The organism is Streptomyces sp. NPDC052496 (assembly GCF_040679095.1).
GTDB lineage: Bacteria > Actinomycetota > Actinomycetes > Streptomycetales > Streptomycetaceae > Streptomyces.
Genome location: NZ_JBFAUH010000002.1, coordinates 180,741 through 195,536, shown reverse-complemented (window position 1 = coordinate 195,536; position 14,796 = coordinate 180,741). Strand labels below are relative to the sequence as shown.

Here is a 14,796-nt window from a genome sequence, read left to right as displayed (position 1 = left end):
CCGGTGGGCGTTCTGGCGCGCTATGTGAATCTCACGCCGCGGCGCGCAGCGCCCGCCGCCCGGCCGACGCCCCCGGGTCGAGTACGGGCACCGCCGCCAGCAGGCCCTTCGTGTACGGGTGCCGGGGGCGCTCGTACACCTCGTCGGTACTGCCCTCCTCCACGATCCGCCCGCCGCGCAGCACCACGACCCGGTCGCTGACCGCCCGCACCACCGCCAGGTCGTGCGCGATGAAGACCAGCGCGAGGCCCAGGTCCCGGCGCAGTTCGCCGAGGAGTGCGACGATCTGCGCCTGGGTGGTGACGTCCAGCGCCGAGACGGGTTCGTCGCAGACCAGCAGCCGGGGGCCGGGCGCGAGGGCCCGCGCGATGCCGACGCGCTGCCGCTGCCCGCCGCTGAACTCGTGCGGGTAGCGGTGGTACCACGCCGGGTCCAGGCCGACCCGCTCCAGCAGTTCGCTCGCCCGGCGCACCACGCGCGCGTCGTCCCGGTCACCGGCCGCGCGCAGCGGGTCGGCGACCGATTCGCCGATGCTGCGCCGCGGGTTGAGCGAGGAGACCGGGTCCTGGAAGACCATCTGCAGTTCGCTCCGGAAGGGGCGCAGCTGCCGGTCGCCGAGGGTGCCGATGTCACGGCCCCGGTAGCGCAGCGTCCCGGCGGTGGGGTCCAGCAGCCGGACGAGCATCCGTCCGAGGGTCGTCTTGCCGCTGCCCGACTCCCCTACGAGGCCGATCGTTTCGCCTTCCCGTACGGTCAGCGAGACCTCGTCGACCGCGGTCGTCCGGTTCCGCCGCCCGCCGAACTCCCGGCGCAGCCCGACGGCTTCGAGGAGTACACCGTCGCCGCCGGCCGCGGCACGCGTGTCGGTCGTGTCGGTCGTGACGTCCGTTCCGCGCGTGACGATCGTGGCGCGAGGGGCACGCCCTGCCGGCTTCGCGTCCACCCGCGGCACCGCCGCCAGCAGCTCTTTCGTGTACGGTTCGCGCGGCGCGAGCAGCACCTCGCCGACCGTGCCGTGCTCCACCGTCCGGCCCCCGCGCATCACCAGCACCTCGTCCACACTGCCCGCGACCACCCCGAGGTCATGGGTGACCAGGAGCAGTCCCATGCCGGTCTCCGCCCGCAGTTCGTGCAGCAGGTCGAGGATCTGGGCCTGGACCGTGACGTCCAGCGCCGTGGTGGGCTCGTCGGCGATCAGCAGGCGCGGTTCGCAGGCGAGCGCCATCGCGAGCAACGCGCGCTGGCGCATGCCCCCGCTGAACTCGTGGGGCCGCGAGCGGGCGCGCCGGGGGGCGTCCGCGATGCCCACGCGCTCCAGCACCTCGACGGCGCGGGCGCGGGCGGCGCGCCGCGAGACGTCCGGCCGGTGCACCCGGTACACCTCGGCGATCTGGTCGCCGATCGCGTAGTACGGGTCGAGCGAGGACAGCGGGTCCTGGAACACCATGGCCGCCCGGCCGCCGCGCAACCGCCGCAGCTCGCGCTCGCCGGCCGCCCGTACGTCCGTACCGGCGACCCGGACCGTACCGCTGACCTGCGCCCCGGTCCCCCGGTGCAGGTCCAGCAGGGCCGTCGCGACGGTGGACTTGCCGGATCCGGACTCGCCGACGATGCCCAGCGCCCGGCCAGCGGGGAGCGTGAAGGAGAGGCCCTTCACGGCCGGTACGGCCGAACCGCCGTCACCCTCGCCGGGAAATGCGACCGACAGGTCCCGGACCTCCACCAGCGGCTCCGTCACCGCTCCGGAAGCGTTCCCGGAAACACCTCTGGCATCGGCATCGGCATCGGCATCGGCATCGGAGGTCATGTCAGAGCCACCCTTCGGTCGGTGAGTGCGTAGAGGATGTCCGCCACGACGTTGGCGACGATGACGGCCGCGCCGGTGCCCAGCACCACGCCGACGACCACCGGCAGGTCCACGACACGCACCGAGTGCACCAGGAGCTGTCCGATGCCGGGCAGCCCGAAGAGCTCCTCGGTGAGCATCGCGCCGCCGAACATCGTGCCCAGGTCGAGCGCGGTGAGCGCGATGACGGGCGGCAGCGCGCCGCGCAGCGCGTGCCGCGTCACGATGGAACGTTCCCGCAGGCCGTACGCGCGGAAGGTGCGGATGTGGTCCTCGGCCAGCGTCTCCAGGGTCGAGGAGCGGGTCAGCCGGGCGTACTTGGCGGACTCCAGCAGCGCCAGCGCCGTCCAGGGCAGCAGCAAGTTCCAGGCCCACTGCTCCGGGTCCTCGGTCAGCGGCACGTACGAGGGGAACGGCAGCCACCGCAGGTACGCGCAGAAGAGCATCAGCAGCAGGAGCCCGGTGATGAAGACCGGGGTGGCCGTGCCCGCGAGGGTCAGGCCGGTCAGGACGCGTTCGGTCGTGCCGCCGCGGCGCAGTGCGGACAGCAGGCCGGTGCCGACGCCGAGCAGCAGCCACAGCACCATCGAGCCGAGGGCCAGGGACGCGGTGACCGGCAGCCGGTCGCCGAGCAGTTCGGTGACGGGGGTGCTGTTCTGGTAGGAGAGGCCGAGGCACGGCGCGTCGCAGTGCAGTACGGCGGTGCCGGACGAGAAGTCGCGGCCGGCCACCAGCCCCTGGAGGAAGTGCAGGTACTGCGTCAGGACCGGCGCGTCCAGCTCCAGCCGTTCGCGTACCTGCTGGATCTGGGCGGGGTTGCAGCGCGGGCCGCACGCCAGTCCGGCGGGGTCGCCGGGCGCGACGTAGAAGAGCGCGTAGACGGCGACGGTCAGCAGGAAGAGGACGAGGAGCGCGCCGCCGAGGCGGCGCAGCGCGTAGCCGGTCATGCGACGGCCTCCTTCTCGCGCTGTTCACGCGAGGCGTCCGCGGGCCGGGCCGGATGCCCCGTACGGCCCGGGTGCCCCGCACGGCCCGCACGGCCCGCTCGTCCCGTACGGCCCGCTCGTCCCGCCCGGGTGCCGACCCGCAGGCGGGACCGCTCGCGCGGGTCCAGCGCCGTACGGACCGCGTCCCCCAGCACGGTGAACGCCAGCACGGTCACCAGCAGGAAGCCCGACGGCAGCAGCACGTACACCGGGTCGGCCCGGAACCAGGTCGTCGCGGTCGACAGCATCTGCCCCCAGGACGCGGTGGGCGGCCGGACGCCGATGCCGAGGAAGGACAGCGACGCCTCGACGACGATGTTGCCGGGCACCAGGACCGCCGCGTACGTGATCACCGGTGCGGCGAGCGACGGAAGCAGCTCGCGCCGCGCCACGCGCAGCGGTCCCGAGCCGCCGAGCCGGGCCGCCGCCACGTGGTCCAGCTTCTTGAGGGCCAGCGTGCGGGCGCGCACGATACGGGAGGTGCCGAACCAGTTGAGCAGCCCGATGACCAGCACCAGCAGCAGCGGGCGCGGGAAGTCGGCGGGCACGATCGCGGTCAGCGAGATCGCGATGACGAGCATCGGCAGCGCGGTCAGCACCTCGGTGAACCGGGAGAGCACCTGGTCCGCGAGCCGGTTGCCCAGCCCGGCCGCGAGGCCGACCACCAGGCCGATGAGCACCTGTACGGCCGTGGCGCCGAGCGCGATGAGCAGGGAGACCCGGGCGCCGTACAGCAGCCGGGCGAACATGTCGCGGCCGGTGCCGGGCTCGACGCCCAGCCAGTGGTCGGCGCTGATCCCGCCGTACGGGCCGAGCGGTACGCCGCCACGCGCCGAGTCGATCAGGCCGTCGTGGTACGTGGTGGGGTCCTGCCCCTCCAGCGCCGCCAGCAGCGGGGCGGCGAGGGCGAGCAGGATCAGTACGAGCAGGACGGCGGCGGAGGCCACGGCGGCGGGTCGCCGCCGCAACCGGCGCCATGCCGAACCGTTCTGAGTGGGCGTCATGCCGGCCGCCGTCACTTGACCGCGACCTGGGAGATGTCCAGCACGCCGTCCCAGTCGCTGATCACGACGTTCTTGACGTCCTTGCCGTACAGGCGCTTGTAGACCGGGTGGAAGAGCGGCACGGACAGGGCCTGCGCGCCGATCTTCCGGTCCAGCGCGCCCCACCGGCTCGCCGCCGCCTTCAGGTCGGTCAGCTGGTTGATCTCGTCGATCTCGTGGTTGACCGCGGGGTCGTCGAGCTGCGCGTGGTTGAAGTTGAAGGCGTCGCGGACGATCTGCCGGCCGTCGAAGACCGGCGCGAGGAAGGGGCCGCCGGACGGCCAGTCCGCACCCCAGCCGCCGATGAACAGGCCCGGCTCGTCGTCGACGCTGTGCACCTTCTGCTTGTAGTCATTGTCCTCCAGACCCTGCAATGCGACCGTTATCCCGGCCTTCTTGAGGGCTTCCTGGACGGCGGTGGCGATCTCCGGGCTGGTCTCGAAGTTCTTGGCGGTGGAATGGGTGAGGGTGATGCTCAGCCCGTTCTCGTGACCGGCTTCCTTGAGGAGTTCCTTCGCCTTGGCCGGATTTCCGGTGCGGCCCGCCGGGAACGGGTCGTACGGGGTGTGGCCGAAGGCCTTTCCGTTCGGCAGGAAGGTGGTGGCCGGTTCGGCGAGCGCGGAGCCGCCCGCGGCGTTCACGACGCTCTGCCGGTTGACGGCGTACGCGATGGCCTGCCGTACCTTCGGGTCGTCGAAGGGCTTCACCTTCGGGTTGAAGGCGAGGTAATTGGTGTAGCCGAAGTGGCCGGTGCCGACCCGCTTGCCCAGGCTCGGGTCGCCGCCGATCTGCGCGAGTTCGGCCGGGCCGAGGTTGGTGTCGGTGGTCACCGCGGCGGCGTCCGGGCCGGCGCCGGTGGCCAGCCGCTGGTTGACGACCGCGGAATCCAGGCCGGATCTCACGTCGATGGTGTCGGGATAGGCGTGCCGTTCGGAGTCGGTCTTCTCGGACCAGTGCGGATTGCGCTCCAGGACGAGGTGTTCACCGTCCCCGGTGTTCCGCACGACCTTGTACGGGCCCGAGGCGACCGGGTGTTCCTCGTACTTCGTACCGGTGTCCTTGGCCCTCGGCACCGGCGCGAACTGGGTCTGCGTGGCGAGCAGCGGGAATTCACCCTCCGGCTTCTTCAAGTGGAAGACGATGGTCTTCTCGTCGGGCGTCTCGATGGACTTCAGCCCGTCCTTGCTCTTGTCCTTGTACGGCCCCTGGTAGCTTTCGCCGCCCACCAGCCAGTCGCGCAGATACGGGGCGCCGCCGGAGAGTTCGGCGGCGAAGGAACGCTCGATGCCGTATTTCACGTCGGCGCTGGTGATCGGTGAGCCGTCCTCGTACTTCAGCCCGTCCTTGAGCGTGTACGTCCACACCGTGGCGTTCTCGCTGGGCCGCCCGGTGTCGGTGGCGAGGTCCGGCACGGCCTTGGTGCCGGCCGCGCCGTTCTCCCGGTTGCGGGTGGTCAGCGTACGGAAGACCAGCGTCGGTACCTTGCCGCCGCCGGAGGTGTACAGGCGGGCCGGGTCGAAATTGGTCTGCGGCTCGGAGTTCAGGACGGTGAGCGTGCCGCCCTTGGCGGGCGCGGCGCCCGCGCCGCCACCCGCCGCGCTGTCCTTGGGGCCGCAGGCGGTGGCCCCGGCGGCCAGTGCGACGGCCACCGCGACGGCGGCCGTCCGGCGGGCGGCGGGCGGGAGGTGACGGGGGCGGGACGGCTCGGCCATGACAGTGGGTGCCTTTCCAGCAGGGCGTACCCGCGGAAGGCGGCAACAGGAGCGCGGTGAGGCGCGGGACCGCCCCTGCGGACACGTTCGGGTGAGCTACGTGGATACGCGGGGGATGCCCCGGCCCGGGGTCAGCTGGCGCCGCGCGGTACGGGCCCGGGGAACACGGGCCGGTCGCGGCGCGCTTCCGCGCGGCCGGGGGCGGGCCTCAGCGACAGTGGATGTCGGCCACGGACTGCGCGGACACGCCGATCAGCGCCAGCTCGAAAGCGGCGTGATCGAAAGCGGTGGCAGGGCGCGGCATGGGGAGAAGAGTGTCCGAATGTGCGTGCGGTGGCAAAGGTGTCTCGGGATGGGAGACGGAGGGTCTCAGGTGGTGGGCAAGGGGCCTGTCGACGGGACGGTGGCCCCCATCAGTGCCCGGCCGGGAACGGCCAGGCGTTGGGGCGGCAAGTCGCGCCGTCCGTCGTCAGGAACTTGGTCTGCTGCATCATCACCGGTGCCAGGGCGCCCTGCCGCGAGCAGCTCTCGTGGTTGTGGCCGAGCCGGTGGCCCACCTCGTGGTTGATGAGCATCTGCCGGTACGCGTGCATCTGGCCCGGCCCGTAGGTCGTGGCGCCCTGCGCCCACCGGTACGCGTTGATCATGACGCGCTCGGTCGCCGCCGAGTCGCACGACACATTGTCCTGGGTCGTGTCGAGCCCGGACTTGGCGCACCACTTGGCGGTGGTCCCGGGGCTCGCCAGCGTGATGACGAAGTCGGCGTCGCCGGAGCCCACCCGCTCGAAGGTGCGCCGTCCGCCGTGCGCCCAGCTCCGCTCGTCGTTGAGGGTCTTGTGCACCGCGTCGGCGAACAGCTCACCGTCGAGCCCCAGGCCCTCCTCGACGTCGACGCGGTAGCGCCGCACCTCGCCGCGGCCCGGCGCCTTGGCGTCCCCGCCGGCCGGCTTGAACCGCCCCGAGGCCGCCAGCTTCTCGTCCAGCGGATAGACCTTCGCCATCTTCTCGTCGTACGTGACGGGGGCCGCCTGCTGCGTCGGGCGCACGTTCGAGCGTGAGGCGGCGTCGGGGCCGTCCGTCCGGTCCTCCCCGCCGAGCGCCTGCGCCTTGCCGTCGTCCTGCTGCTGCTCGGTGACCTGTCCGGCCACCACGACCGCGAGGACGGTCGTCACGGCCGCCGCGGCCACGCCGGTGAAGGTGCGGCCCTTGGCGATTTTCTTGCGGGTACTGAACTGCGGCCCCTGCGCGCCGAGTTCACCGGCTTCCGGGGTCTCGTCCGGCGCGGAGGCCGCACCCTCGCCCTCTCTCGGGAAGACCACCGACCGGCCGCTCCGCCCGCGCTCCGGGGCGCCGGCCGCGAACACGTCGTCGTCCGTGGCCTCGGGGCCGTCGGCACGGTTCCGTCCGGACGGCGCCCCGAAGGCGTCGAGGTACTCCTGGCGCGGTGCCGGCATCCGGCCCTGCGGGACGAACGGCGGCCCGACCGAACCCGTACCGGTGGAGGTCGGCCCCAGCACGGGACCGGCGGTACCGGCACCGGGAACGGGGGCGGGGCCGACACCAGGGATGGGGCCAGGGCCGGTACCGGGGATGGGGCCGGGGCCGGTGCCAGGCGCGCGGCCAGGACCGGGGGCGGGCCTGCTCGCCCCGTCGCCGCCGTCCCCGAAGGAGGCGAACCCGTGTGCCGGGGTGGACGGCGCCGCCTGCGGGCGGCTGTCGCGCGGGCGCGGTACGCGGGGTGTGCCCTGCGCGGGCGTGCTTCCGGACGCGTCGTGCGCGGGCGCGTCGTGCGGCGCTCGTTGCGCGGGCGTCTGCCATGGTGCGCCCTGCGCGGGCCCACGCTCGGGCGTACGGCTTCCGGTCGCGTACCGGACCGCACCCTGCGCGGGCTCGTACCCGGGCGTGCGCTGCTGCTCGTACCCCGGCGGCTGCCGCTCCGACTCCGCCCCCGGCTCCGCGCGGCGGCGCCGGCGGCCCGTGCCCGGCCCGGGTGCGGGACCGGCGCCACCTGCCGCGCCGAGCCCGTCCGCCCCGCCCACCTCACCTATTCCGGAGGTGTCACCGGCGGTTGCGGCCGGGCTCCGGCGGCTGTGACGTCCCACTCGGCCTGTCAGCTCCTACTCACGTCCAGGACGCGTCACCGGCGGCGGGCTCTCCCGCACCGGCGCTCCCGCCCGCACCGGCCGCGCCCCGCGCGGCCGCCTCGTCGTCCAACAGCTCGCGGAAGGCCCGCGCCACCGTTTCCGGGTACTCCATCATCGCCACGTGCCCCGCCTCCGGCAGCGTCAGCAGCCGGGAGCCGCGGAAAGCGGCGGCCGCCCGGCGCGCCATACGGAAGGAGACCAGGCGGTCGCGCCCACCGTAGACGAGAAGGGTGGGTGCGAGCACCCGTTGCGCCTGCCGCCACAGATTGTGCTGTCCGCCGAGCGTGTACGCGTTGACGATGCCGCGGGCCGAGCGGGTCATGACGTCCCAGAAGTACGGGAGTTCGAGGCGTCGCGCGTACTCCTCCGCGGCGGCGGTGAAGCCGTCCGGGGTGACCAGGGCCGGATCGCCGTAGCACAGGGCCAGCACCTCGCGGGTGCGCCGCTCCGGCGTCCAGTCCCGCGTCAGCCTGCTGAACAGCCGGGTCACGCCCGGTACGGCCAGCAGCCCGGTGGGCACCGCGGACAGCTGCGGCCGCAGCTCGGGCAACGCGGGCGAGATCAGCGTCAGGGTGCGCACCAGGTCCGGGCGGACCGCCGCCACCCGCGTCACCGCCGCGCCGCCCATCGAGTTCCCGAACAGGTGCACGGGGCCGCGGCCGCTCGCGTCCAGATGGCGGATGACCGCCCGCGCCTGCGCGGAGACCGAGTAGTCACCGTCGTCCGGCGGCGGGGAATCACCGAATCCGGGGAGGTCCAGCGCCTCCCCCTCGACCTGGCCGGCGAGCCGCGGCATCAGCGCGGACCAGTTCTGGGACGAGCCGCCGAGGCCGTGGACGTACAGCGCGGGCGGCAGCCCGGCCCGGGTGCCCGGCACCCCGCGCACGCTCATCGTCAGACCCGGCAGGTGCACGGAACGCACCGTCTCCCCCGGGCCGACGCGCGAGGGACGGCCCGCCGGGGGCACCGGGAGGACGGCGCGGGCGTCCGGTGTTCCGGTCGACTCCGTCGAAGACATGGAGTCGATGTTACGAGACGATCACGCCGCCGATCGTGTGTTCGCGCTCACACACCACATCGCATTTCGGAACCCGCTCTCTTAGGCTCGGGCAGGAAGGGCACCCGTGTGATGAGCGCTCGCGTGCGGACGCTCGCCCTGGCCTCCGAAGTACGTGAGAGAAAGGGAGCCACCATGCCCGTCGACCCGACCGACCCGGACACCTTCGAGGACGAGACGGACGCCGCGGAATTCGACGTCGAGGCGCCCGAGGCCGATGCCGCGGAGCAGCACACGGACGTCGCGCCGCACCGCGACCAGCCGCTGACCGGTCTCGATCCGTCCGTCGCGAACGAGGCGGACGTCGCCGAACAGGCCCGCGTCGTGGATCTCGACGAAGACGATTACCGATGACCTGGGGCCATATGTCGGCTTCCCACAGCGTTCGGCGGCAGATTTTCTCGCCCGTGACCACGCACAGCCGGGTTACCCAAAAGTACGATGGCGGACGCGGCGCACCGCTGTGCGTACGCCGCGTACGGAACGACACCTGGGAGGCAGCGTGAGCGCCATCGAGCAGACCGAGGCGGCACGCCCGCGGGGCACGCGCCTGCCACGCCGAGCCCGGCGCAACCAGCTCCTGGGCGCGGCCCAGGAGGTCTTCGTGGCGCAGGGCTACCACGCGGCCGCGATGGACGACATCGCCGAGCGCGCCGGCGTCAGCAAGCCCGTGCTCTACCAGCACTTCCCGGGCAAGCTCGACCTCTACCTCGCCCTGCTGGACCAGCACTGCGAGGCCCTGCTGCAGTCGGTGCGCACCGCGCTCGCCTCGACGACCGACAACAAGCAGCGCGTCGCCGCGACGATGGACGCCTACTTCGCGTACGTCGAGGACCCGGGCGGCGCCTTCCGGCTGGTCTTCGAGTCCGACCTGACCAACGAGCCGGCCGTGCGCGAGCGGGTGGACAAGGTCTCCCTGGAGTGCGCCGAGGCGATCAGTGAGGTCATCGCCGAGGACACCGGCCTGTCCAAGGACGAGTCGATGCTGCTGGCCGTCGGGCTGGGCGGTGTCTCCCAGGTCGTGGCGCGCTACTGGCTCTCCTCGGAGAGCACCGTGCCGCGCGAGACGGCCGTGCAGCTGCTGACCTCGCTGGCCTGGAAGGGCATCGCGGGCTTCCCGCTGCACGGCGCCGAGGGCCAGTGAGCCGCTGAGGGCCTGCGGGCCGCCGGTGCCCCGGGGCGCCGCGGGCCGCCGGCGTCCGCCCCGTCCGGCACTCCCGTCCCGCCGCTGTTCGCTGCGGGCGTGCTCCGCGGCGTCCTGTCCGTCCGCACACCGGGCTAATGTGTGCTGCGTACGGCGCGGATTGCCGCGCACCTGCCCCGTGGCCGTGCCAGGGGGCACCGAGACCGTCGGAGGGACAAAGCCGTGGAGGTCAAGATCGGCGTGCAGCACGCGCCCCGCGAGATCGTTCTGGAGAGCGGGCAGACCGCCGAGGACGTCGAGCGAGCGGTGGCGGACGCACTGGGCGGCAAGTCGCAGCTGCTGAGCCTCGTGGACGATCACGGCCGCAAGGTCCTGGTCCCGGCGGACCGGCTGGCCTATGTGGAGATCGGCGAGCAGACCGTCCGCAAGGTCGGTTTCGGCACGCTGTAGCCGGCCGCGGGCCCCTGGGCGGGCCCGTGCGTACGATCACGAGCGGCGGCCCGGAGAGATCGTCTCCGGGCCGCCGCTCGTGTGTCACGCCGCCTCGCCGACTGGGTGCCCCGGCGAGGATTGCCGCGCATTCTCCCTGGGTACGACCGCCTACGACCGATTTGTGTCGTCCAACCGGTCGTCACCGCGGGAGGGATAAACCATGGTCTGGGAAGCTTTCGGCTCCGTGATCGTCGGACTCGCCATCGCACTGGCCGCCACGCGCCGACTGCCGGACCGGTTCCCCGCACGCCCCCTGACGCTGGCGACGGGCCCCGCGGCGGCCCTGCTCGGCGCTTTCCTCGCCCACTCCATCCTGGGCCCCGGCCACTTCTTCCAGACGCTGCTGGCCGCCGCCGCGCTGGGCGCGGCCATGCTCTCCCTGCTGGTCCGGCCCCGGCCCGCCCGGAGGCTGACGCACCTGCGCTCCGGCGTCTCCGGGGCCTGACCGCTCCGCGCCGGCCGCACGCGAGCCGGCGCCCGGGGCCCGTACGCGACGGCGCGGAGTACGTACGCGACACGGAGCACGGCACGGAGCACGGCACAGAGCACGTACGCGGCGGCAGCGGCGCGGCCCGGTGGATACGCCGCCGGGCCCTGCGCCGCCACCCGCTGCGGCTCAGCCGCCGGGTTCGGCGCCGCCACCCACTCCGGCTCAGCCGTCGGGTCCGGCGCCGCCACCCGCTGCGGCTGAGCAGCCGGACCCGGCGCCGCCGTCCCCTTCGGCTAGGCCGCCAGCCCCAGCGCCGCCATCCGCTTCGTGTGCGCCTCGGTGATCCGCGAGAACATCCGCCCGACCTCCGCGAGGTCGAACCCGTCGGCCACGCCACCCACCAGCATCGTCGACAGCGAGTCCCGGTCGGCCACGACCCGCTGTGCCTGGGACAGCGCCTCACCCATCAGCCGCCGCGCCCACAGCGCGAGCCGCCCGCCGACCCGGGGGTCGGCCTCGATCGCGGCCCGCACCTTCTCGACGGCGAACGTCGCGTGCCCCGTGTCGTCGAGCACACCGAGGACCAGGCCCCGGGTGTCGGAGTCGAGGCGGGCCGCCACCTCGCGGTAGAAGTCGCTGGCGATCGAGTCGCCGACGTACGCCTTGACCAGGCCCTCCAGCCAGTCCGACGGCGCGGTCTGGCGGTGGAACTCGTCCAGCGCCGCCGCGAACGGCTCCATGGCCTCGTTCGGCTCGGCCTCGATCTGCGCCAGCCGGTCCCGCAGCCGCTCGAAGTGATGGAATTCGGCCGACGCCATCTTGGCCAGCTCCGCCTTGTCGTCCATCGTCGGCGCCAGCTTCGCGTCCTCCGCGAGGCGCTCGAAGGCGGACAGCTCCCCGTAGGCGAGGGCGCCCAGCAGGTCGATCACCGCGGCCCGGTACTGCGGTTCCGCGGAGGCCGCGGCCCAGTCCTGGGCGGCGATCCCGGTGTGCTCTCGATCATCGTCGGCGGTGTGCGCTGCGTTGTCAGGCGTCTCCATGAAGCGCACAATAGCCCGCTGCGGAACCGGTGGAAGTGGCTGGTCAGCCACTCCCGTCCCACCCGACCGAACGATTGCCCGGACACACGTGTGCCTATCCGGGGTATGGTGGTAATGCGCCCGCCGAGTATCGGTGGGTTGTTCCACGCATGCGGATGCCCGGTCGGTGGCCCGATCGGCTCCAACCCGACCGCCCTCTTTCGCGGCGCGTACGAGACGTACGCACAGCGGGAGGGACACCGCTCGCGGTATGAGTGCTTGAGCGAAGGCAGTGGTCCCGCGCCCGTCCGGCCGATCGAGGCCGGCCCGTACGAAACCGTGCGAGGGCTCGGTACGACCCCCTTGGCCGCCTCGTACCGCGTCTCACAGAAGAGGCAAGATTCTGTCTACGTTCCGAGACCTCGGGATCCTTCCCGAAACCGCCGAAGCCCTTGAGGCCGTCGGCATCACGTCCCCCTTCCCCATCCAGGAGATGACGCTCCCCGTGGCCCTGGCGGGCTCCGACGTCATCGGCCAGGCCAAGACCGGCACCGGCAAGACCCTGGGTTTCGGCCTCCCCCTGCTGGAGCGCGTCACCGTGCCCGCGGACGTCGAGGCGGGCCGGGCCGGGCCCGAGCAGCTGACGGAGGCCCCGCAGGCCCTCGTGGTGGTTCCCACCCGCGAGCTGTGCCAGCAGGTCACCAACGACCTCCTGACGGCCGGCAAGGTCCGTAACGTCCGGGTGCTGTCGATCTACGGCGGCCGGGCGTACGAGCCGCAGGTCGAGGCCCTGAAGAAGGGCGTCGACGTGGTCGTCGGCACCCCGGGCCGGCTGCTGGACCTGGCGGGCCAGAAGAAGCTGAACCTCTCGCACGTCAAGGCGCTGGTCCTGGACGAGGCCGACGAGATGCTGGACCTCGGCTTCCTGCCCGACGTCGAGCGCATCATCAACATGCTGCCGGTCCGTCGCCAGACCATGCTGTTCTCCGCGACCATGCCGGGCGCGGTCATCGGCCTGGCCCGCCGCTACATGTCGCAGCCCACGCACATCCGCGCCGCCGCGCCGGACGACGAGGGCCAGACCGTCGCCAACATCAAGCAGCACGTCTTCCGTGCCCACTCGATGGACAAGCCGGAGATGGTCACCCGCATCCTCCAGGCGGAGGGCCGCGGCCTCGCGATGATCTTCTGCCGGACGAAGCGGACCGCCGCCGACATCGCCGACCAGCTCGCGCGCCGCGGCTTCGCCTCCGGCGCGGTCCACGGCGACCTGGGCCAGGGCGCGCGCGAGCAGGCGCTGCGCGCGTTCCGCAACGGCAAGGTCGACGTGCTGGTCTGCACCGACGTCGCCGCCCGCGGCATCGACGTCGAGGGTGTGACGCATGTCATCAACTACCAGTCCCCCGAGGACGAGAAGACCTACCTGCACCGCATCGGCCGGACCGGCCGCGCGGGCGCCAAGGGCACCGCGGTCACGCTGGTCGACTGGGACGACATCCCGCGCTGGAAGCTGATCAACAAGGCGCTGGACCTGCCGTTCGACGAGCCGGAGGAGACGTACTCCACCTCCCCGCACCTCTACGAGCTGCTGGAGATCCCCGAGGGCACGACCGGCGTGCTGCCGCGCGCGGCCCGTACGCGGGCCGGGCTGGCGGCCGAAGAGGTCGAGGACCTGGGCGAGACGGGCGGCCGCGGCCGCGGTCCGCGCCGGGGCGCACCCGCCGTCGAGGAGGAGCGCCCGCGCCGCAGCCGTACGCCGCGCCAGCGCCGGCGCACGCGGAACGGCGCGCCGGTGGACGCTTCGGGTGCCCCCGAGGCGCCCGGTACGTCCGGCGCGTCCGGCACGTCCGAGGGCGGCGCCGCCGCTACGGACGGGCCGCGCCAGCCGCGCCGCCGTCGCCGTACGCGCGGTGGCTCCGGTGGCGCGCAGGCCGCCGTGACGCCGGCCCGGGACGGTTCCCGTGACGAGGCCGCGCCGGCCGCCGAGAGCATCGCGTCCGAGGCCCCGCAGGCCGCCGACGCCACCGCGGCACCGGCCAAGCCGCGTCGCCGCCGTACGCGGGGTGCCGCGAGCTCCGCCGCCAAGGCGGCCACCGCCGTGGACACGGCCGAGGGCCCCACCGAGACCGTCAAGGTCCCGGCGCAGGCCACCGGCGAGGAGCCGGTCACCACGGTTGCGCCGGCCGCCACCGAGGCGCCCGAAGCCGCCGAGGCCGAGGCGCCCGCGAAGCCCCGCCGTACGCGCAGCACCAAGCCCGCGGCGGAGGCCGTCGTGGAGACGGTGGAGAGCGCGGAGCCCGTCGCCGAGACGGTCGCGGAGGAGGCGCCCGCCAAGCCGCGCCGCACCCGCAAGACCGCCGCCAAGAAGGCCACCGCGGAAGCCCCGGCCGAGGCCACGGAGACGGCAGCGGACGAGGCGCCCGCCAAGCCCCGCCGCACCCGCAAGACCGCCGCCGCCAAGAAGGCCGAGGCCGCCGTCGAGACGGCTGAGGCTGTTCAGGTCGCTGAGGTCGCTGGGGACATCGCGGACGAGGCCCCGGCCAAGCCGCGTCGCACCCGCAAGACGGCTGCCACCAAGAAGGCCGAAGCCGCCGTCGAGACGGCCGAAGGCACGGAGACGGCAGCGGACGAGGCACCGGCCAAGCCCCGCCGCACCCGCAAGACCACCGCCAAGAAGGCCACCGCGGAAGCCCCGGCCGAGGTCACGGAGACGGCAGCGGACGAGGCGCCCGCCAAGCCCCGCCGCACCCGCAAGACCGCCGCCACCAAGAAGGCCGAAGCCGCGGTCGAGACGGCCGAAGGCACGGAGACGGCAGCGGACGAGGCCCCGGCCAAGCCCCGCCGCACCCGCAAGACCACCGCCAAGAAGGCCACCGCGGAAGCCCCGGCCGAGGTCACGGAGACGGCAGCGGACGAGGCGCCC

Annotated in this window: 13 protein-coding genes; 5 read left to right on the top strand and 8 right to left on the bottom strand. The window is 73.4% G+C overall.

From position 1 onward, the window contains the following. Nucleotides 1-31: 31 nt before the first annotated feature. The 7 genes from AB0L45_RS04335 to AB0L45_RS04305 all read right to left on the bottom strand — a co-directional run bounded on the left by AB0L45_RS04335 (nt 32) and on the right by AB0L45_RS04305 (nt 8,749). Nucleotides 32-1,738, bottom strand: coding sequence for an ABC transporter ATP-binding protein (locus AB0L45_RS04335; protein ID WP_365835963.1), 1,707 nt, complete (start codon nt 1,736-1,738; stop codon nt 32-34). 65 nt (nt 1,739-1,803) lie between these two features. After that, nucleotides 1,804-2,793, bottom strand: coding sequence for an ABC transporter permease (locus AB0L45_RS04330; RefSeq protein ID WP_365835961.1), 990 nt, complete (start codon nt 2,791-2,793; stop codon nt 1,804-1,806). After that, the gene (locus tag AB0L45_RS04325) at nt 2,790-3,836 is read right to left on the bottom strand and encodes an ABC transporter permease (protein ID WP_365835959.1); all 1,047 of its coding nucleotides are present in this window, start codon (nt 3,834-3,836) and stop codon (nt 2,790-2,792) included. Before AB0L45_RS04325 ends, AB0L45_RS04330 begins: the two co-directional genes overlap by 4 nt. 11 nt (nt 3,837-3,847) lie before the next feature. Further along, a complete protein-coding gene (locus AB0L45_RS04320; RefSeq protein ID WP_365835957.1) occupies nt 3,848-5,587 on the bottom strand; it encodes an ABC transporter substrate-binding protein in 1,740 nt (579 codons plus the stop codon). A gap of 208 nt (nt 5,588-5,795) precedes the next feature. Beyond that, on the bottom strand, nt 5,796-5,891 hold the full coding sequence (locus AB0L45_RS04315) for an Ms4533A family Cys-rich leader peptide (protein WP_365835955.1): 96 nt from the start codon (nt 5,889-5,891) through the stop codon (nt 5,796-5,798). Nucleotides 5,892-6,000: 109 nt separating this feature from the next. After that, entirely contained in the window at nt 6,001-7,179 is a 1,179-nt protein-coding gene (locus AB0L45_RS04310) for a DUF3152 domain-containing protein (RefSeq protein ID WP_365836345.1), read from the bottom strand. 529 nt (nt 7,180-7,708) lie between these two features. After that, nucleotides 7,709-8,749, bottom strand: a complete 1,041-nt coding sequence (locus AB0L45_RS04305; RefSeq protein WP_365835953.1) for an alpha/beta hydrolase — start codon at nt 8,747-8,749, stop codon at nt 7,709-7,711. 174 nt (nt 8,750-8,923) lie between these two features. Between AB0L45_RS04305 and AB0L45_RS04300 the strand changes: the two genes are divergently transcribed. From AB0L45_RS04300 to AB0L45_RS04285, 4 genes are all read left to right on the top strand, one after another. After that, a complete protein-coding gene (locus AB0L45_RS04300) occupies nt 8,924-9,142 on the top strand; it encodes a hypothetical protein (protein WP_365835951.1) in 219 nt (72 codons plus the stop codon). Nucleotides 9,143-9,290: 148 nt separating this feature from the next. After that, nucleotides 9,291-9,932: a TetR/AcrR family transcriptional regulator gene (locus tag AB0L45_RS04295; protein ID WP_365835949.1), complete on the top strand. Its 642-nt coding sequence runs from the start codon at nt 9,291-9,293 to the stop codon at nt 9,930-9,932. 222 nt (nt 9,933-10,154) lie between these two features. Next, nucleotides 10,155-10,382 carry a DUF3107 domain-containing protein gene (locus AB0L45_RS04290; protein WP_360133309.1) on the top strand — a complete coding sequence of 76 codons (228 nt, stop codon included), beginning with the start codon at nt 10,155-10,157 and terminating at the stop codon, nt 10,380-10,382. A 202-nt stretch (nt 10,383-10,584) separates the two neighbouring features. After that, nucleotides 10,585-10,869: a hypothetical protein gene (locus tag AB0L45_RS04285; protein WP_365835947.1), complete on the top strand. Its 285-nt coding sequence runs from the start codon at nt 10,585-10,587 to the stop codon at nt 10,867-10,869. A gap of 278 nt (nt 10,870-11,147) precedes the next feature. Here the strand turns inward: AB0L45_RS04285 and AB0L45_RS04280 are convergent, their stop codons facing one another. Continuing rightward, complete coding sequence (locus tag AB0L45_RS04280) at nt 11,148-11,903, bottom strand: ferritin-like fold-containing protein (RefSeq protein ID WP_365835945.1); 756 nt, start codon at nt 11,901-11,903, stop codon at nt 11,148-11,150. Nucleotides 11,904-12,366: 463 nt separating this feature from the next. On the opposite strand from AB0L45_RS04280, the gene AB0L45_RS04275 reads away from it, so the two are divergent. Further along, nucleotides 12,367-14,796, top strand: a 2,430-nt coding sequence (locus AB0L45_RS04275) for a DEAD/DEAH box helicase (RefSeq protein WP_365835943.1), incomplete at its 3' end; no start/stop codon positions are given.